The following is a 20,068-nucleotide window of genomic DNA, read 5'->3' as shown; positions in this document are numbered from 1 at the left end:
ATGTTTCCAAAAGAAGTCTCGTTTGGTCACTTCGTTTCATTGAAACCTAATTTGAAACCCCTCTTTATTTAGAGAAATTTCTAATTGGATTATCATCAACGAGTGCCCACACAGATTGATAGGTTTATATTGTTAAAGAGCTTTGCTTTTTGAGAACACTTTCTCTCGAAGCGGAGGTGAATTCTAGCGAGATAATTTGAAGAGTCAAACACTTTTTCAAATTTATTTTGTTAGAAGCTTTTCACCTCGCTGACTATTGCTGAAGCCTTGCGGCGTCTGCCCTGTCAGTGGATGCGCATTATAGGCAGTTCCTTTTTTAAGGCAAGCAAAAAGATGCATTTTTTTCATAAAAAAGGGCCAAGTGGACATTAATCACTCAGATCAACATTTACACCCATTTTACCCTCAGGTTAGCCACGAGTTGTTCACAAATCACTGTGGATAACTAGTCATCTGAATCAAAAAAGTATGAAATCCGTGAGCGTGGATTTAGGTACTCCCTTACTTTATCCGGAAGTTTGTTAGGTAAGATTGCATTAACTATCTTTATTTCTCTTTCAGCTAAGTCAATGATTGGCGCTTGAGTTCTGGGTACAGAGGGGTCGTAGATAAGAACATTAGGAAAGAGAATGTTCTTAGAGTTAACAGAGATAACCAAACCGACCATATTATTCGATAGTTGTACGACAGTGCCTGGAGGATAGATCCCCATAAACTTAATCAATAAGCTCAGATTCTCGTTGTTATATAGATGCTTGCAGTTTTTGTAGAGGTATGAGAGCGCAACATAAGGAATTTTTTGGTCAGCGGCGACATTAGTATGACAAAGATTGTCATAGGCATTTGCCACAGCAACAATTTGGGTTAGCTCATCAATCTGATCTTCTTTCAATCCTTCAGGGTAACCGGAACCGTCATTAAGCTCATGATGCTGCGCTATGACTGTCCGAGCACTTTCAGGAAAACTCGCCATATTAGCCGCGATCTCTAACCCATATTTTGTATGCAGTTTTAGATAGTTTTTTTCAGGTTCAGTAAGATGAGTCGGTTTACGCAATATCGCTGTAGGGACTTTCACTTTCCCCATATCATGAAATAAAGAAGCGAAAGCGACTTCCTTTATTTGATCTGCACTCAGCATTTTTGCTTTGGCGATCATCATCGCGACCACGGAAACATTGAGTGAATGAAAGTAAATGTCTTCAAATTCACTCTTACCATTCATCAAGTGCAGCGTAACGTTGTCGTCACTTAGTAGCTTATCAACGATATCATTAACGAGTAGCGCCGCCTCATCAACGGCTTGTTCTGGTCGATTGCGGATCTTATTCATGACCGCTCTCATGCGCGACAACGAGCGCTCAAACTCTTTTTCACAGTTGATGACACGTCGTCGGTAGGCACTAAGTTTTTCAATCCGATCTTGTTTCTCTTTCCAGAGCTTTTGCGCTTCGAGATCGACTTCACTATCAACAGGTTCCTCTACTAAGCTAGATTGACTTGATGAGGGAAGTGGTTGCGTATCACTTTGATTTGGGTTTATGAAGACGTGCTTAATCCCTAAGTGACGAATCATACGAATTTGTTCTTCGTCTTTCACTTTGAAGCTATTGAATAAAAAGGGATGCTCGTTCCATTTAACCGGAAGACGAATATGCAACCCTGGCTGTAGCCTATCTACAGTAATTTTGATGCTCGCCACGATCTATATACAACTTTATTTACTTACTTATTAATGACTAATTTTAGAGTAATGGGAAAACGAAATCATTATCTATGCGCTGGAATGAGAGATATCTTACGTGAAATTCATAGCTTCAATGTATATCAAACTATACAAGGTTGCAGTGTAGCATCCAGCGGACACCAAACTGATCTTCTACTTTACCAAACCGAGCGCCCCAAAATGTGTCTACCAGAGGCATCATGTCGTGACCTCCTTCCGATAACTTGTCAAAGAGCCGACCTTGTTCATCAATGTCTGTCAGAACAACCGACAAAGCAATATTGTTGCCAGAGAGCTCTTTTGCAAATACACCATCAGATAACATCAATTTCATGCCTGATGCTTGAAACTCTGCGTGCATTATCCAATGTGGGTCTGCTCCTTCTATCTCTTGAGGCGCATCTTTAAACAGTTGCTTAGAAACAGTAACGCCTCCGAAGCAGTTCTGATAAAAATCAAGTGCTTCTTGGCAGCGTCCTGCAAAGAATAGATAGGGAGTGAGTTGGTACATTTTCAGCCTCCATCTTGATAATTTAAAGATAGACAACTTTTCCCTAAGCCACAGAAAATTTAAGTAAGCCACTCAAGGCATGCGCAACAGAGCGTAAAACACATCGATAGTACGTAAGGCCACTGATTCTGAATTACCATCCGTCTCTTCATTGGAATAAACCAGTACTGACGTTGTATTTGCCGAGCGTGCTTTAGGCGAGAGAAGGGGCAGAAGGCTCATGGAACGACAGTTACAATGTTCATCTCCCAAAAACGACGAAAGGCCGCTATAAAAGCGACCTTTCTATGTATGTTACTGGCGGGTGACTTGGCTGGGCAGGCACTCCTGACGCCACGCTGGGTTTGAACTCACAAACTCCACATACAACAAAGCCCCGACTTTCGTCGAGGCTTTATCGTTTAAATATGGTACCGGTGGGCGGACTTGAACCGCCACTCCCGAAGGAAACGGATTTTGAATCCGTCGTGTATACCAATTTCACCACACCGGCATCTCTGGGCTATTGCCCTTTGATGTTTGGCATTATACGTATGCCAATGAATCGTGCAAGTGCAAAAGACTGAAATAACTATCGTTTGACGATAAAATAGCCACAAATTGATAAGCTGTGCGCAAGCTCTCTTTTCAGATCAAAACTGAAGCTATATTCTTTCGCCTTATTTTGTTTGGGTAAGTAGGTTTTATGTCAACGATTGACACTTTGCCACCAGCAGGCTTGTTTCGCCGCTTAGGGGCTCTTTTTTACGATGGACTTATTATCATTGCCGTAGAAATGATGGCAGCGGGTATTGTTATCGCTATTTTGCATGCATTGATGGCGATGGGCATCTTTAACGTAGGTGGATTTGAAGACGTGAGTGACTTCCTCACTAACCACCCGATTTGGAGTCCGGTTTATACCGCGTATTTGGCCTTCGTATGGATCTATTTCTTTGTTTTCTTCTGGACCAGAGCCGGTCAAACGTTAGGTATGCGTGCATGGAAACTGCACTTGCGTAGCGTAGACGGAAAACCTGTTTCAGTCACACAGGCACTAATCCGTATTGGTACTTCGGGTTTTGGTCTCGCTAATTTTACGGTTCCATTAGATCCACAAAAACGAGGCTTTCATGATATCTGGGCAAAAACACAAGTTGTGGTGCTGCCGAAAGCAAATTAACGTTTTAAAGATAGTAAAAAGGAAGGCTGTTGCCTTCCTTTTTCATTTCAAACTGTTCAGTCTACTTTGAGCTCTTTAAGCATCGCTTCTGGTAACGCCAACTCATCGTTTTTGTTTACTGAGATACCAGCAGCTAGAATCGCTTCTGCAATCTGTTTCGCCTCATCCAGAGAATGCATCGCCGCAGTACCACACTGATACTCATTGAGTTCAGGGATCTTATTCTGACTTTCAACTTTTAGCACATCTTTCATCGCAGCTAACCACGCGTCGGCAACTTGCTGCTCTTGTGGAGAGCCGATTAGACTCATGTAGAAGCCGGTACGACAACCCATAGGTGAGATATCGATAATCTCGACACTTTCACCGTTAAGATGATTGCGCATAAATCCTGCGTAAAGGTGTTCGAGAGTGTGAATTCCTTTTTCAGATAAGATGTCTTTATTTGGTGCGGTAAAACGCAGGTCGAATACCGTAATGGTGTCACCCTTTGGGGTGGTCATTGTTTTCGCAACACGAACTGCTGGTGCATGCATTCGGGTGTGATCAACGGTAAAACTATCTAATAACGGCATTGTCCTTCTCCATTTCTACTTCTCTGGTACTAAAAGAACCAGCTTCTATTGTTTTCTAATTCCTGTCGGCACTGTTTAAGTTGCCAACCATAATCCTTTGCCTGCTGCTCGACTTTTCGAGCCACGCGAATTAGTGACGGTTTCGACTGATAACTTTTCCGTTTATAGCCGCCGCGACCTTCATGATAGGCTAAATATTGGTTGTAAGCATCCCACTTGGAGATGCCGAGTTGTTTCTGAGTTTCACTCGTGTACCAACCTATAAACATGAGTGAATCTGAGAAGTCTGTCCGAGAGCCGCCATGATCGGTCGACTTTTGGAAATCTTCCCAGGCAGGATCCTGCGCCTGAGCGTAACCATAAGCGCTACTGACTCGTCCCCACGGTATAAAACCAAGCAAATAGTCTTTAGGCGGGCGAGCATCATGACGAAAGCTACTCTCTTGTTTGACAATCGCCATTGAAACTTGAATCGGAGTTCCCCACTCCTTTTGCATATCAATAGCGTCGTCATACCAGCCTGGCTTTTCTCGAAAAATCTCGCAAAGGTTCGACTGATCTTTAGGCGGGGATGTCGCACACCCGCCAACTAAGGACACACTAAGGAGGAGTGAAAGCTTCCTTATCACGATGCGACCTTAAGACTTTAAATAAGAGAAGTACTCTTCAAGATACTGCTCGAAACTCAATTCATCAGATGCTTCAACGTCAAGTTGAGCCTGAACAGAACGAACCACTTCACTTTCCATATCCGCTTCACTGTACGTTCTGTAGCTGCGGTTTAAGTGGTCATTGCGATATTGCTTACCCAACTCACATCCAATTTTACCCAACCCGCCAAAGCGCTTAGTATCTTCGAGTAACTTGCCCGATATGGTGTTCTCAGGGTTATCTATCCACGAAAGTAGCTTGTAGCAAACCGCTTGGTATGCTTCACCACCCATCGCCTCATCCATTTTTTCTGCGATCTGGACTAATTCCACAAATACACGTTTTGCCCAGTCTTGTAATGTAAGGACTTCACCCCTACAGCCAATTTGCAGTTCGAGACCTGGCTTACGACCTTCGATGATGACTCGATTCCAGTTGTCACGCCAGCACGCTTGTTCACAGTAATCCATGGGCTCAGACTCAGTCAGTGCTGCCCACGTTAAGAACATATCTAAGAATCGTACTTGATCCTCATTGATACCGATTGAGCTGTAAGGATTCACATCTAACGATCTGACCTCAATATACTCTACGCCACCACGAGCCAGCGCTTCTGATGGTTTTTCGCCAGACTTAGCGACTCGTTTTGGTCGAATTGGCGCGTACAGCTCATTTTCAATTTGAAGTACATTGCTATTGAGCTGAAGGTACTCGCCATCCACTTTTACCCCGATCTCAGCAAACTCATTCGAAGGAGTGCGAATCGCGGTATTCAAACCATCTAAATACTCTTCGAGGCTATTAAAACCTATTTTTAGAGAGCTTTGAGCACTGTTGGTATAGCCCAAATCACTCATTCTCAGCGAGGTGGAATACGGCAGATAAAGTGACCCACCAATGCTTTCAAACGGTAATTTACTGTCTCTGCCCTGAACAAACGACGAACATAACGCTGGCGATGCACCAAAGAAGTAAGGAATTAACCAGCCAAAACGGTAATAATTGCGAATCAAACCAAAGTAAGCGTCTGACTTACTCGCCTGACGCTGCTCTTCGCTCTGCTCACCTAACAATTGCTGCCAAAAACTCTCAGGGAAAGAGAAGTTGAAATGCACACCTGAGATAATTTGCATCAAGCTGCCATAGCGACGCTTTAAACCTTCGCGGTAAAGCGTTTTCATTTTCCCAGAGTTAGAAACACCATATTGAGCTAGGTTGATATCATCTTCACTACCGACATAACACGGCATAGAAAGCGGCCACATTTTTTCTTCGCCCAGCTTAGTCTGAGTAAAGTGGTGGATGTCCTCTAACTGTGCAATCAGGGTTGATATGTCATTCGATACCGGCGTAATAAATTCCAGCAATGACTCGGAGAAATCGGTGGTGATCCAGCTATTCGCATAAGCGGAACCGAGTCCTTCAGGATGTGGCGTTGTTGCAAGATGACCATCTTGGTGATAGCGCAGCGTTTCACGCTCCACACCACGTCCAAAACTCTTAAATACTTCTGGGTTTTGTGCAACTCGCTCAAGTCGCGCAGCAAATTCAGTCAAAATGAGGTTCGCTTATATCTAAGGTTTGGTAGTTCTACCAAACTGGCTAAACAAATTCATAAAGGGTGACCCATGTCACACTCTAGCTATGCACTATGTTATGTGTACTCTAACGGATGATTTCAAGCTCTTCTATCGGAATCTGCAAACTTTCTAATTGTGGCTTCAGGGTTTTGGCATCACCGACGACAATGATTTGGTAATCATCTGGTGTAAACCACTTCTTCGCCAACTCGTCTAAAGTCTGCTTATCTACCGTTTCAACGATCTCATTGCGTTGCTTGAGGTAGTCTTCATCAAGACTGTACGCAAGAATACTACTAAGCAGTCCGGCTTTCTGTGAAGGCGTTTCATACTTTAGTGCATCTTGTTGACCGACCGCTAAGCGTAAAAATTTCATCTCATCATCAGTCATTCCATTCTGACTGTATGCCTTTAACTCTTTTTCAAGCTCAATGATCGATGGAACAGTTGCGTCAGCACGAACCTGTGTTGAGAACACAATCGCACCCACTTCTCGATTCGATGCAAGATAACCGCTAGCGCCATAGGTGTAACCTTTATCTTCACGGAGATTCTGATTGATTCTACTGTTGAAGTTCCCAGCTAAGTTAAAGTTAGCCAATTGGGTTAGGTACACTTCCCCCGTTGCATCAAACGGTAGACCTTGACGCACCACGCGTACCACACTTTGTGGTGCTCCTGGCTTATCCACTAAATAAAGCTTTTTCTGCTGATTTTCCTGAACAAATTGCGGTCTTAGCAGTGGGGCAACTTCTCCCTGCCAAGAATCAATAAAGGCTAACTGCTGTTTGATCTGTTTCCTATTGATGTCTCCAACAACAACTATTTGTGCTCCCTGCGGAGTGTAATGTTGTTTGTAGAACGCTTTGACGTCATCCAAGGTTAATGCTTCCAGTGACGCTTGCGTACCATCATTGGAGCGCTGATATACCGTCCCGTCAAAAAGTACCTGGCGGGTTGCTTGAGAGGCCAACCAACTTGTTTGTTGGTGCTGGTAGACGATACCTTCTAGCATTTGCTTTTTGATGCGCTCAAAATCTTGCTCACGGAATGCTGGCTTAAACAGTACCTCTTCGACAATTTTAAGTGTCTGAGGTAGGTTTTTCTCTAAACTAGAGACTGAAATACTGGTCGTGTAATTTCCCGCTTCTACGTTAAGCGTACTCCCTAGCTTATCCAACCGCGCCTGTAACTGTTCAAGAGTCGAGTCCAGTGTCGCCTCTTCCATCATAGCCGCAGTTAAGTTCGCCAACCCTTCTTTGCCTTTTTTGACATAACGCTCTCCAGCAGGAAAACTAATTTCTAGCTGTACAGTCGGCGTTTCAGCGCTCACCGTACCCAACAGTTCAGCACCATTGTCAAAATAGAGGCGGTAAAGTTTCGGCATTTGTGCCTTAACACTTTCAGCGACTTGAGGCATCACAGAACGATCAAAGTTGTCCTGTGCACGACGATACGCGAGTTGGTCGTCAGTGACCTTTTGGTATTCAGGCAACGTTCTTTGTGGCGTATTGAACGTTGCAGGCGCAGCAGCAAGTTCCGTCTTACCTTTAGGTACCACACTTAAAGCAACTTTAGGGTGACCGTTAACGTAATTTTTATAGGCGTCCATCACCGACTCTGGGGTGACCGCACGAATTTGCGCTAACTGAGTCTGAATTCGGTCTGGGGTATTGAAGAAAGTTTCATTAGAAGCAAGCTGCGATACTTTGCCTCGCACACTTTGCAATGCGAAAACCGACTGAGACTCAGCCATTCCGGTAATTTGATCTAATCGGTTGTTATCTATCCCTTTCGCTTCAAACTCACCTAGGGTTTGCATCAACTCCTGATACAAAGGTTTCAGAGCGCTGTTTTCCCCCGAAGGTGCCATTGCATAAACGTAAAAATTACAGGCTAACTCTGCGCAATCTTGGAAAGCCCCTGCATCAACGGCTTTCTGAGTTTTAACCAACTTTTGATACAGCAAACTATTCGCACCATTACCCAATACGTTAGCAAGGGCGTTTAAGGAAGCCTGCCCCTCAGCACCATTGTAAGTTGTCGGCCACCCAAGAATGAGCATCGGTTGCTGAATGCGGTCTTCTAACGTGACATAACGATCTTCAGTTAGCTTGGCTGGCTGTTTAGGTGCCTGCTCTACCGCTGGCCCTGATGGAATCGATCCAAAGTACTTACTTACCCACTCTAAGGTTTGATCAACATCGAGATCACCACCAATGGTTAGGACTGCATTGTTGGGGCCATACCATCTCAGGAAAAACGCTTTGAGATCATTAACATCAACACGGTCAAGATCTTCGACATAGCCTATCGTCTGCCAAGAATATGGATGTCCCTCTGGGTACATCGCTTCGCCCATTTTCTCCCACATCAAGCCATACGGACGGTTGTCATAGTTTTGCGCGCGCTCGTTCTTCACTGTATCACGCTGAATTTCAAACTTGTGTTGTGAGACTGCATCAAGCAAAAAACCCATACGGTCAGATTCAAGCCACAACATTTTCTCAAGTTGATTTGAAGGCACCGTTTCAAAATAATTCGTGCGATCCCGATTGGTCGTTCCATTCAGAGAACCGCCCGCCTCGGTGATGATCTTAAAATGTTCTTGATCGCCAACATTCTCACTGCCCTGAAACATCATATGTTCAAAGAAATGAGCAAAACCTGACTTGCCTACCTCCTCACGAGCTGAACCTACGTGGTAGGTAACATCAACATGGACAAGTGGATCTGAATGATCCGGAGACAATATCACTGTCAGCCCATTTTCTAACTGATACTTTGAATATGGGATCATTGCCTTACCTGGCTCAGCATCCACTTCTTCAATAAGAGTGACACCTTCAGGTAAGGAGGAAAAGAAAGGTACAGAAGAAAGGTTGCTAGAACTGCAACCATATAGTGCAACAAGAGAAATAGCACCAAGCCAAATCTTTCTCATGACATCCCCTTAGAAAAAACCGAAAAAAACTGCAGCAAGTAGAATGTAACGGAGTGCTTTACCAATCAATATCAACCAAAAGCAAGGCCAAAAACGCATCCGTAGCCAACCCGCAGCTAAGCACAACGGATCACCAATCACTGGCAACCAGCTAAAAAGAATCGACCAATAGCCGTATTTATTTAGCCATAATAAGGCTTTATGACCATGTTTTTCGTTCTGAGTTCGGTTTGGTAGCCATAATCCAAGCCAAAAATTCGTTAAACCACCAAGAGTATTACCTAACGTAGCAACGGCAATAATATAAAAGGTCGGGTATTGGTTTAAGCTCAAGGTAGCGATCAGCCCGGCCTCTGAACCTCCAGGCAATAAAGTGGCACTGAGGAAACCACTTAGAAAGAGTACCCACAGTGCCGAGTCTGAAAACCAAAGTGCGAAAGATTCGAATGCGCTGTTAAACGCTTCTAACATTGCATATCAAGCAAGACCTTGCCTCTTGTGTGACCGGTTTCAATCTGTTTATGTGCTTCAGCAACCTGTTCGAAGGGATACACCTGATGAATCTCAGTCTTGACTAAACCAACACTCACCATGTAGAGAAGCGCATCAAGTTGCTCTGGGTTTGGATCAACAAGCATTCCCGTTGCTTCAAAGCCTAGAAGTTTCGCTTTCTCACAAATCAACTCTGCAGAAAGAGTGGGAACCGTTACCACTTTCGCACCATCTTTTAAGCATTTAAGTGCATCAAGAGCGACATCACCACCAACCAAATCGATAAGCACATCCGCTTCTTCGACTCGCTCGGAAACAGGAGCAAACTGGTAGTTGATCGCATGAGCACCTAGAGTTGCCATATAATCCAAATTTGCTTCGCTACAAGTAGTAAAGACTTCTGCCTTAGCCGCAACGGCGACCTGAATCGCAATGTGACCCACGCCACCCGCACCAGCGAGAATCAGAACACGCTGGCCTTCTTTCACCCCAGCCTTATCCAAGGCCTGTACCGCTGTTTGGCCTGCCAGTGGAAGAGCAGCTGCCGCTTCAAGCGTGATAGAATTTGGCACAAGACTTAACGCGGTTTCAGGTACACAAACAAATTGGCTATAACCGCCCCCTGCGAGAGGGAAACCAATAAAGCCTGCAACATTGTCGCCAACAGCAAAACGCTCGACACCTTCTCCAAGCGTGATAATTTCACCGGAGATATCATAGCCGGGTACCCAAGGCAGGTTATCTTTATTCTGAGAAGCTGCCCAGCCTAAACCTGCCCGCGTTTTTACATCAATAGGATTAACACCAGAGAAATGGACCTTAACCAGTACTTCACCCGCTTTAGGTTCTGGAATTGGTGAAGTTTGAATAACGAGAACGTCTGGATCACCAAATTGTGAGATTGCGATTTGTTTGTTTTCCATTTCTTCATTTCCCTATCGACATAAAAAAGGGATGCGAAAGCATCCCTTTGAATATATACCATTTATTGCTAGCAAGTTAACCACTTACTCTCAATTTGACCAATTACTAACCGTAATTCACGCTTAGCCAACCAGGGCAAGCAAAATACCGGCAGCTACCGCCGAGCCAAGGACACCAGCTACGTTAGGTCCCATTGCGTGCATTAATAAGAAGTTTTGTGAGTTTGCCTCTAAACCGACCTTGTTTACAACACGCGCTGCCATTGGTACAGCAGAAACACCGGCAGCACCGATCAATGGGTTGATATTTTCTTTAGACAGCTTGTTGAGTAATTTCGCCATCAAGACACCACCCGCAGTACCGATACTAAAAGCCACAGCCCCTAACGCCAGAATGCCAAGCGTTTCAACATTAAGAAACTCTTCGGCTTGCAGCTTAGAACCGACGCCTAGACCCAAGAAGATAGTCACAATATTGATGAGTTCATTTTGTGCAGTCTTAGATAGACGGTCTACAACACCAGCTTCACGCATCAAGTTGCCAAGGCAGAACATACCGACCAGCGGTGTTGCTGATGGTAGGAACAAGATCGTCATTAGCAGAACAGCCAGTGGGAATAGAATCTTCTCACCTTTTCCAACATGGCGAAGTTGAGCCATTTGGATTTTACGCTCTTCCGGTGTCGTCAGCGCCTTCATAATAGGCGGTTGAATGATAGGAACCAATGCCATATAGCTATATGCTGCAACGGCAATCGCACCCAGCAGATCTGGAGAGAGCTGACTTGCTAAGAAAATAGCCGTCGGGCCATCTGCGCCACCAATGATCGCAATCGAAGCAGCATCAGGCATGCTAAATTCCATACCCGGCACATAGTTAAGTAGGATCGCACCAAATAGTGTTGCAAAGATACCAAACTGAGCTGCCGCACCTAACCATAACGTCTTAGGGTTTGCGATAAGAGCACCGAAATCGGTCATCGCGCCAACGCCCATGAAGATAAGTAGTGGGAAAATACCCGACTCTATACCTACATAGTAGACGTAGTAGAGCAGTCCGCCCTCTTCCGTAAACCCTGCGTTAGGGATGTTCGCTAAGATGGCACCAAAGCCTATTGGCAAAAGTAGTAGCGGCTCAAAGCCTTTGCGAATGGCCAAAAACAGCAGTACACACCCGACCAAGATCATGCAGATCTGGCCAAATTCAAAGTGAGCGATCCCTGTTTCTGACCAAAGAGTCATTAATCCTTCCATGAGACTCCCTTACGCCAGACTAAGTAGTGGAGCACCAACAGTCACAGAATCACCTTCTTTGACATGCAGATCTTGGACGATGCCACCACGGGCAGCACGGATTTCTGTCTCCATCTTCATTGCTTCAAGAATCAATAACACATCACCTTCTGCAACCTGAGCACCGCTCTGAACGTTAACCTTGAAGATGTTACCCGCTAGTGGAGCCGGTACTGTTTCTGAATTGCCCGCTGGTGCCGCAGGAGCCACAGCTTGAGTATTAGCACCCGATTGAGCAGGAGTTACTGATGTCAGCTGACCTTGTGGACCAACTTCAACATCATAAACCTGTCCATCAACCTTCACGCTGTAAGTTTCAATACCACCTTGAGCTGGTTGAGCCACAACTGGTGTTGGCTCTTCTTTACCCGGTGCTGGTTCAAACGCTTCTGGGTTGTGACGGTTTTTAAGGAACTTAAGTCCGACTTGTGGGAATAATGCATAAGTCAGAACATCATCGACCGTATCTTCTGCTAGCGAAATACCTTCCGCCTTAGCCTTGGCTAAGAGATCATCGGTCAAAGTTTCCATTTCAGCTTCAAGCAAATCAGCAGGACGACAAGTAATCGCTTCACCACCATCAAGCACTTTCGCCTGAAGCTCTGCATTAAGCTCAGCAGGTGCCGCGCCGTACTCACCTTTTAGGACTCCAGCCGTTTCCTTGGTGATACTCTTGTAACGCTCTCCGGTCAGAACGTTGATCACCGCTTGGGTACCAACGATCTGTGAAGTAGGAGTAACAAGAGGAATGTAGCCAAGATCTTGACGAACACGTGGGATCTCTTCTAACACTTCATCAATACGATCCGCTGCACCTTGCTCTTTGAGCTGGCTTTCCATATTGGTCAGCATGCCGCCTGGAACTTGAGCAATAAGGATACGAGAGTCGACGCCTTTCAGTTGACCTTCGAACTTGGCGTACTTTTTACGTACTTCGCGGAAATACGCCGCGATTGGTTCGATCTGATCAGGCTTAAGGTTAGTGTCACGTTCAGTGCCCTGAAGCATAGCCACAACTGTTTCAGTTGGCGTATGGCCATAAGTACAGCTCATTGACGAAATAGCCGTATCAAGAATATCGATACCAGCTTCGACAGCTTTCACTGCTGTGGCAGTCGAAAGACCCGTGGTCGCGTGGCAATGTAAAGCAAGCGGCACATCACACGATGCTTTGATACGTGTAATAAGATCTTCCGCTTCGTAGGGCTTCAGAAGTCCCGACATATCCTTGATACAAAGCGAATGGCAACCGAGATCTTCTAGACGCTTAGCAAGGTCTACCCAAGTCTCGGTATTGTGGACCGGACTGGTCGTGTAAGAGAGTGTACCCTGTGCATGAGCACCAACATCAACCGTCGCTTTAACGGCTTTTTCAAAGTTTCGCACGTCGTTCATCGCATCAAAAATGCGGAACACATCCATACCATTGGTATGGGCACGCTCAACAAACTTTTCTACTACATCATCAGCGTAGTGACGGTAACCCAATAAGTTTTGGCCACGCAGTAGCATTTGCATTGGTGTGTTAGGCATTGCTTTCTTTAATGCACGTAAACGCTCCCAAGGGTCTTCGCCCAGGAATCGAATGCACGCATCAAACGTAGCACCGCCCCATGTTTCTAGAGACCAATAACCGACCTTATCGAGCTCTTCCGCAATAGGTAACATATCCTCTAGGCGCATACGCGTCGCGAATAGCGACTGATGGGCGTCACGAAGGACCACATCTGTTAAAGCTAGTGGTTTAGACATGCTCATTAACTCCTTTTAATCCTATCAAATGCTATTTAGCCACCGAAGTACGGTACTGATGTACCGCTGCGGAAATTGCCGCAACAACCTTCGGACTCACAGCAGAAGATGGTAATTGAACTTTGTTATTTTGATTTGGTACAGCGATCGGCTCTGGAACTTCTTCTGGCAAAAGTTTAGACATCAACCGAACGAGATAGACAAGAATAGTGAGGAATATAAACACTACAACCATCCCTGTAAGCATTAGGGTTGCAGCGTCTACTAGCAGGCTTCCAATATTATCCATTTTTGCATCCTTTCTTTGTCATCCTGACAACAACATTAGGCCTCTCGAAAATCATCTTCATGACGATAGATAAACACTAACGTATACCGGCATGATGCCAGTGTTCTTGTTGCCAGAACATACAGTAAAATCCTGACAAGAGGCCTAGGATTATCTCGATTGGTTAAACTTTGTCAATTTTGTTTAAGAAGCTATTGACGATAAAGCACAGAACTAGGGAATTATTCGTCACACAAATCACATAAATCTGCAATATTTAGCCAAATGAGCATAAATAACTGTGTGTTTTATAACCTTATGACAAAACATCATATGTTACTGAGATGTGGGCAAAAGAAATGGAAAAATCTCTGTAGAAACAACTAGTTGAATTACTGGCGTTTAAAAAATGCTGCAGAGGTGTTAATAAAAAAGCCCTGCTATTTCTAGCAGGGCTTATAATGTGGCGCGTCCTGGAGGATTCGAACCTCCGACCGCCTGGTTCGTAGCCAGGTACTCTATCCAGCTGAGCTAAGGACGCGCAGTTTCGATATCGATATTTATCGATATCTGGATTTCTTCATTATGGAAGTAACCCTAAAGAGTGGCGCGTCCTGGAGGATTCGAACCTCCGACCGCCTGGTTCGTAGCCAGGTACTCTATCCAGCTGAGCTAAGGACGCGCAATGTTCTCGAAAACGAGAGTTGTGAAGTATATCACACTAGCTCTTTGAAACAACAGGGCTTTAAAACAAAAAATTGGCCATAAGCCAATTAATGGCGGTGAGGGAGGGATTCGAACCCTCGATACGGCTACAAACCGTATACTCCCTTAGCAGGGGAGCGCCTTCAGCCTCTCGGCCACCTCACCGTTTTATTCCCTGGTAAGGAAATTATGGCGCGTCCTGGAGGATTCGAACCTCCGACCGCCTGGTTCGTAGCCAGGTACTCTATCCAGCTGAGCTAAGGACGCGCTATGCTTTCTTGCTAAAGAAAGTTTGTTTTAAAGCTGTTCCGAAGAACAATTCTTCTTAGAAAGAAGAAGCAAGAATGGCGGTGAAGGAGGGATTCGAACCCTCGATACGGCTACAAACCGTATACTCCCTTAGCAGGGGAGCGCCTTCAGCCTCTCGGCCACCTCACCGTCTTGCGGAGGCACATATTACGATTTACCAAAAATATGTCAAACACTTTCTTGGCAAAATTAGCAAAAAAACATCCAACCGTTGGCTATTTAATCAAAGCGGTGCTAATTCGCTCTTTTTACTGTAAATAGGTGCCTTCACATTACAAAAAAGGCTGACAAATCGTCAGCCGATTTGTGTAATTAGTAGTTGCCAGATGCAACGTTACCATTACCTTTTTCTGCCTGAATGCGCATGTAGATTTCTTCACGGTGAACAGACACTTCTTTCGGTGCATTTACGCCGATACGTACTTGGTTACCTTTAACACCCAGTACAGTTACTGTGACTTCATCACCGATCATTAGAGTTTCGCCAACGCGGCGAGTTAAAATTAGCATTCTGTGCTCCTTGAGTAATCTCTGATTTATCTTGCTACAAAGCTATTATCCAACAAAAGTGATATTTTCGTAAACTCTATTGTGGTTCGCATCTAACCTAAAAAGGCATGTTTTTGTTGGCAATCGAGTGCCTGTGAAGACGTAATGTAAGCATCATGCAGTATGTTCGCCGCTTTGTCGACACATTCGGGTTGCAACACTAGCATCAGCGATTGTGGGTTTACCGCATAATGCTCAATATCGATCCCCTGTTCTGAGAGCAAAGCGTATGACCTTTCAACCAGTCCTTCGACATGAAGGCCTACTGCGGTCAATAAGCTTACCGATTCACTATTACGGATTTTGTCGTTGAAAACCAGTTCCAGTTTTGCATAAGCATCGTGTTTTATCACTACACCTACCCATTCTGCATGCTCGATCACATTCCAAATCGTCACACCTATCATCTGGCACTGTGCTTTTAAACCGCAAAGCGCATCTTTCTCAATCTTGATCAGACACATATCACGTTGAATAGCGACGCCACATACCGAGGCCAAACACTGCTCCCCTTTGACTAAGCTGCCGTTGTTAGTGTCAAACGTCGACAGCACTCGCAATGGTACACTGTTACGCCAAGCGTATTGAACCGATGGTAAATGAAGCACTTTTGCGCCTTTACGAGCCATCTCTTCCATCGAAGGAAAATCAATGACATCCAGTTTCTTCGCCGAAGAAACGACTCTAGGATCGCAAGTGTAAATACCATCAACATCGGTAAATATCTGGCACTCATCTGCACTCAACGCACCTGCGAGAGTAACAGCACTGGTATCAGAACCGCCCCTTCCCAGGGTGGTGATATCCCCATTTTCATTGATACCTTGAAAACCTGCCACTATGACAATTTGGTCTTGCGCTAACAGTTCATCTATCGCGCTAGTGTCAATATGTTTAATCGTCGCGTCATTGTGTTGATTGTCCGTCACAATGTTCGCTTGTGCTCCGGTAAGTGAACGAGCGGAATGACCTAATTTATTTAAAGTCATTGCCAGTAGTGCCATGGACACTTGTTCACCAGCAGAGAGCAAAACATCAAGTTCTCGAGCAGTAGGTACACTGTCTACTTGTTTAGCCAAATCCATTAGTCTGTTTGTTTCACCAGACATCGCAGAGACAACTACGACAACTTGATTACCATCATTTTTCGCCTTAATGATGTGTTTGGCTACTGTATGAATTCTTTCTACGGAACCTACAGATGTTCCACCAAACTTTTGCACGATAAGGGGCTTTTTCACCAGTCTTCACCTTCCCAAGACCAAAGTCTCATTCGGACCACATTCAATATGTTGAATATTGTTTGCAGTAGTTATAACAAAAACCAAGTGGCCTATTTAACCGTCTTTTAGACGACTAATTAAACCACTTGGTTAGCTCAAAAAAAATACGCTCAATCAAAGAACTGATTGAGCGTTATCATTTAATATTCGATGTCTATAGGCGTTCTTCTAGCCAAGGCTGAACACTTTCGATCGCTTTTGGTAGCGCAGATACGTCAGTACCGCCCGCTTGAGCCATATCTGGACGACCACCGCCTTTACCACCAACTTGTTCTGCAACCATCTTAACAAGGTCTCCGGCTTTCACTTTGCCGATCAGATCTTTAGTTACGCCCGCAATTAGACCAACCTTGCCATCACTGATGTTTGCAAGCATCACAACACCACTACCCATTTGGTTTTTGATGTCATCAACCATAGTACGTAGGTTCTTGCTATCAGCACCTTCCATTGCAGCAATAAGTACTTTAACGCCATTAATTTCCTGAGCTTTACCCATGATGTTTGCACTTTCTGCTGCAGCCATCTTGTCTTTCAGCTTCTGGATTTCCTTCTCTAGCGTTTTCGCTTTAGAAGCAGATTCAGCCAGTTTCTCTTCATACTTAGCTTGTTGTGCTTCAATTGCGTCAAGTGCTGCTTCACCGGTTACCGCTTCAATACGACGAATACCAGCTGCGATACCACCTTCTGAAATGATCTTGAATAGACCGATATCACCGGTGTTCGATGCGTGGATACCACCACAAAGCTCAGTAGAGAACTCGCCCATCGATAGCACGCGAACTTCATCATCGTACTTCTCGCCGAAGAGTGCCATCGCACCTTTCTGCTTCGCTGATTCGATGTCCATGACATTGGTTTCGATAACGTGGTTGCGACGAACTTGCGCATTGACTAGACGCTCAACTTCTTTAAGTTCAGCCCCCGTTACCCCTTCAAGATGAGAGAAGTCAAAACGTAGGTTTTCAGGCTTAACGAGAGAACCTTTCTGCGTTACGTGCTCGCCAAGAACTTGTCTTAGTGCTGCATGCAGTAAGTGCGTTGCCGAGTGGTTTAGTGAGATCGCTGCACGACGCTCTGCATCGACAACCGCTTCAACTTGGTCACCCTTAGCTAGGACGCCTTCAGCCATGACCCCATGATGAGCAATCGCATTACCGAGTTTTTGTGTGTCTTCAACTTTGAATAGACCCGATTCCGTCTTCACAAGACCAGCATCACCACATTGACCACCTGATTCAGCATAGAACGGAGTCTCACCAAGAACGATGATGGCTTTGTCACCCGCAGACAAAGTTTCAGCCGCTTCGCCTTCAACAAAAATTTCTACTACTGTGCTTTCACCTTGAGTACCAGCGTAGCCACAAAACTCTGTTTCTGCTTCCGTTTTGATGGTTGAGTTGTAGTCTGTACCGAACTGACCGGCTTCGCGAGCACGCTGACGCTGCTCTTCCATCGCTTTCTCGAAGCCTTCTTCATCGATAGCGAAATCACGCTCACGCGCAACGTCGTTTGTCAGGTCAGCAGGGAAACCGTAAGTATCGTAAAGTTTGAATACGGTTTCACCGTCTAGCACTTTGCCTTCTAGGTTATCTAACGCTTCATTCAGAATCGCCATACCACGCTCTAGCGTGCGACCGAAGTTCTCTTCTTCGATACGTAGAACTTTTTCCACAACCGCTTGTTGTTTCTTCAACTCTTCACCAGCACTGCCCATGACTTCAGCAAGAACACCTACCAGTTTGTGGAAGAATACGCCTTTCGCACCAAGTTTGTTACCGTGACGAACTGCACGACGGATGATACGACGCAAGACATAACCACGCCCTTCATTCGAAGGCATGACACCATCAACGATCAAGAATGAACAAGAACGGATATGGTCAGCAATCACGCGTAGAGACTGGTTAGACAAATCTTCATAACCGATGGTTTGAGCGGCTGCTTTGATTAGTTTTTGGAATACGTCGATTTCGTAGTTTGAGTGGACGCCTTGCATGATTGCAGAGATACGCTCGATACCCATGCCCGTGTCTACCGAAGGCTTTGGTAGCGGCTCCATCGTGCCGTCAGCATGACGGTTGAACTGCATAAATACGTTGTTCCAGATCTCGATGAAACGGTCACCATCTTCTTCAGGTGTACCTGGACGGCCACCCCAGATGTGCTCACCATGATCGTAGAAAATTTCAGTACATGGACCACAAGGACCTGTGTCACCCATAGTCCAGAAGTTATCAGACTCGTACTGCTTACCGCCTTCTTTATCGCCGATACGGATAATACGATCAGCGGGAACACCTACTTTCTTGTTCCAAATTTCGAATGCTTCGTCATCTGTTTCGTAAACCGTTACCAGTAGACGATCAGTAGGCAGTTTTAATGTCTCAGTGAGGAATTCCCATGCAAACGCAATCGCATCTTCTTTGAAGTAATCACCAAAGCTGAAGTTACCTAGCATTTCAAAGAAAGTATGGTGACGAGCTGTAAAACCCACATTTTCAAGGTCGTTGTGTTTACCACCCGCACGTACACAACGCTGAGCCGTAGTTGCTCGTGTGTAGGCACGCTTTTCTGCGCCTAAGAAGCAATCTTTGAATTGGTTCATACCTGCGTTTGTGAATAGCAGGGTTGGATCGTTATGTGGAACCAACGATGAACTGTCTACGATTTGGTGTCCTTTGCTTTCAAAGAACTTAAGGAACGCGTTACGAACCTCATCAGTGCTCATGTACATGCAGCTCTTCCTGAAAAATAGTCGAGTGAAATTTTTGCGCTATTGTAGATCATGGTTCACGCTACGACTAGTTTTCTCGCAGAAAAGAGCCTGTTGTTCCTGCAATTAACGACAAATCTCCAGATCAAGCTGCTTATTCTCGATTAATCGTCGCAATCCGAATTGAGTGCATAACTAATTTGTTCAAAACTATAACCACGATATTGCAGGAATCGGACTTGTTTGGCGTACTCTTTTGCGTCTTTGGCTTTAATCCCTTTAAATTTCTTCTCTGCTGCACCTTTTGCCAATTCAAACCAATCTTGAGGCTCTTGCTCCATCGCTTTTTCTATCGTAGCCTCGGCGACACGCTTTTGATTTAACTCTTGGCGAATCCTTCTTTCGCCATGTCCTTTATAAACATGCTGGCGTATCTGACTTTTGGCATAACGCAAATCATCAAGATAATTGTGATCGAGGCAAAAGTTGATGGCCTCTTGAATCGCTTCATCCTCATAGCCTTTTAAGCTCAGTTTTTGATAAAGCTCATACTCACCATGATCACGGCGGCTTAGCAACTGCATAGCCGCTTCTTTACTCGATAATGTGGGTGGTTTTCTTTGAAACAT

16 protein-coding genes and 6 tRNA genes are annotated in these 20,068 nt (G+C 45.0%); 1 reads left to right on the top strand and 21 read right to left on the bottom strand.

Annotated elements, in window-relative coordinates; genetic code table 11:
* Positions 1–445 precede the first annotated feature (445 nt).
* The 3 genes from QTN95_RS13105 to QTN95_RS13095 all read right to left on the bottom strand — a co-directional run bounded on the left by QTN95_RS13105 (position 446) and on the right by QTN95_RS13095 (position 2,730).
* Positions 446–1,702 (bottom strand): HD-GYP domain-containing protein, encoded by a 1,257-nt coding sequence (locus QTN95_RS13105; protein ID WP_331417769.1) that lies wholly within the window; start codon positions 1,700–1,702, stop codon positions 446–448.
* A gap of 130 nt (positions 1,703–1,832) precedes the next feature.
* Positions 1,833–2,237, bottom strand: a complete 405-nt coding sequence (locus QTN95_RS13100) for a VOC family protein (RefSeq protein WP_331417768.1) — start codon at positions 2,235–2,237, stop codon at positions 1,833–1,835.
* Between the two features lie 408 nt (positions 2,238–2,645).
* Positions 2,646–2,730, bottom strand: a tRNA-Leu gene (locus QTN95_RS13095).
* Positions 2,731–2,922: 192 nt separating this feature from the next.
* Here QTN95_RS13095 and QTN95_RS13090 point away from each other — a divergent pair.
* Positions 2,923–3,399 carry an RDD family protein gene (locus QTN95_RS13090; RefSeq protein ID WP_331417767.1) on the top strand — a complete coding sequence of 159 codons (477 nt, stop codon included), beginning with the start codon at positions 2,923–2,925 and terminating at the stop codon, positions 3,397–3,399.
* A 56-nt stretch (positions 3,400–3,455) separates the two neighbouring features.
* Here QTN95_RS13090 and luxS read toward each other — a convergent pair whose 3' ends face one another.
* The 18 genes from luxS to recX all read right to left on the bottom strand — a co-directional run bounded on the left by luxS (position 3,456) and on the right by recX (position 20,068).
* Positions 3,456–3,974 carry an S-ribosylhomocysteine lyase gene (gene luxS, locus QTN95_RS13085; RefSeq protein WP_138971969.1) on the bottom strand — a complete coding sequence of 173 codons (519 nt, stop codon included), beginning with the start codon at positions 3,972–3,974 and terminating at the stop codon, positions 3,456–3,458.
* A gap of 29 nt (positions 3,975–4,003) precedes the next feature.
* Positions 4,004–4,600: a transglycosylase SLT domain-containing protein gene (locus QTN95_RS13080; RefSeq protein ID WP_138971975.1), complete on the bottom strand. Its 597-nt coding sequence runs from the start codon at positions 4,598–4,600 to the stop codon at positions 4,004–4,006.
* 12 nt (positions 4,601–4,612) lie between these two features.
* Positions 4,613–6,181, bottom strand: a complete 1,569-nt coding sequence (gshA, locus tag QTN95_RS13075) for a glutamate--cysteine ligase (RefSeq protein ID WP_331417766.1) — start codon at positions 6,179–6,181, stop codon at positions 4,613–4,615.
* Positions 6,182–6,290: 109 nt separating this feature from the next.
* The gene (locus QTN95_RS13070; protein ID WP_331417765.1) at positions 6,291–9,149 is read right to left on the bottom strand and encodes a M16 family metallopeptidase; all 2,859 of its coding nucleotides are present in this window, start codon (positions 9,147–9,149) and stop codon (positions 6,291–6,293) included.
* A gap of 9 nt (positions 9,150–9,158) precedes the next feature.
* On the bottom strand, positions 9,159–9,620 hold the full coding sequence (locus QTN95_RS13065) for a YqaA family protein (RefSeq protein WP_331417764.1): 462 nt from the start codon (positions 9,618–9,620) through the stop codon (positions 9,159–9,161).
* Positions 9,614–10,564 (bottom strand): NADP-dependent oxidoreductase, encoded by a 951-nt coding sequence (locus QTN95_RS13060; RefSeq protein ID WP_331417763.1) that lies wholly within the window; start codon positions 10,562–10,564, stop codon positions 9,614–9,616. Before QTN95_RS13060 ends, QTN95_RS13065 begins: the two co-directional genes overlap by 7 nt.
* 123 nt (positions 10,565–10,687) lie before the next feature.
* Positions 10,688–11,818 (bottom strand): sodium ion-translocating decarboxylase subunit beta, encoded by a 1,131-nt coding sequence (locus tag QTN95_RS13055; RefSeq protein WP_331417762.1) that lies wholly within the window; start codon positions 11,816–11,818, stop codon positions 10,688–10,690.
* 9 nt (positions 11,819–11,827) lie between these two features.
* Complete coding sequence (gene oadA / locus QTN95_RS13050) at positions 11,828–13,609, bottom strand: sodium-extruding oxaloacetate decarboxylase subunit alpha (protein WP_331417761.1); 1,782 nt, start codon at positions 13,607–13,609, stop codon at positions 11,828–11,830.
* A 31-nt stretch (positions 13,610–13,640) separates the two neighbouring features.
* Positions 13,641–13,898 (bottom strand): oxaloacetate decarboxylase subunit gamma, encoded by a 258-nt coding sequence (locus QTN95_RS13045; RefSeq protein ID WP_138971962.1) that lies wholly within the window; start codon positions 13,896–13,898, stop codon positions 13,641–13,643.
* Positions 13,899–14,341: 443 nt separating this feature from the next.
* Positions 14,342–14,418: transfer RNA gene (locus QTN95_RS13040), tRNA-Arg, on the bottom strand.
* Positions 14,419–14,482: 64 nt separating this feature from the next.
* A tRNA-Arg gene (locus tag QTN95_RS13035) sits at positions 14,483–14,559 on the bottom strand.
* A gap of 95 nt (positions 14,560–14,654) precedes the next feature.
* Positions 14,655–14,747 (bottom strand) — tRNA-Ser (locus QTN95_RS13030).
* A 25-nt stretch (positions 14,748–14,772) separates the two neighbouring features.
* A tRNA-Arg gene (locus QTN95_RS13025) sits at positions 14,773–14,849 on the bottom strand.
* A gap of 78 nt (positions 14,850–14,927) precedes the next feature.
* Positions 14,928–15,020 (bottom strand) — tRNA-Ser (locus tag QTN95_RS13020).
* Positions 15,021–15,203: 183 nt separating this feature from the next.
* The gene (gene csrA, locus QTN95_RS13015; RefSeq protein ID WP_004415691.1) at positions 15,204–15,401 is read right to left on the bottom strand and encodes a carbon storage regulator CsrA; all 198 of its coding nucleotides are present in this window, start codon (positions 15,399–15,401) and stop codon (positions 15,204–15,206) included.
* 92 nt (positions 15,402–15,493) lie between these two features.
* Positions 15,494–16,681, bottom strand: a complete 1,188-nt coding sequence (locus QTN95_RS13010; protein WP_331417760.1) for an aspartate kinase — start codon at positions 16,679–16,681, stop codon at positions 15,494–15,496.
* A gap of 196 nt (positions 16,682–16,877) precedes the next feature.
* Positions 16,878–19,460, bottom strand: coding sequence for an alanine--tRNA ligase (alaS, locus tag QTN95_RS13005; RefSeq protein ID WP_331417759.1), 2,583 nt, complete (start codon positions 19,458–19,460; stop codon positions 16,878–16,880).
* Positions 19,461–19,603: 143 nt separating this feature from the next.
* Positions 19,604–20,068, bottom strand: coding sequence for a recombination regulator RecX (recX, locus tag QTN95_RS13000; protein WP_138971959.1), 465 nt, complete (start codon positions 20,066–20,068; stop codon positions 19,604–19,606).

The organism is Vibrio sp. M260112 (genome assembly GCF_036533775.1).
GTDB lineage: Bacteria > Pseudomonadota > Gammaproteobacteria > Enterobacterales > Vibrionaceae > Vibrio.
Note: the sequence above shows the minus strand (reverse complement) of the source record. Positions and strands in the feature narration are given on the sequence as shown.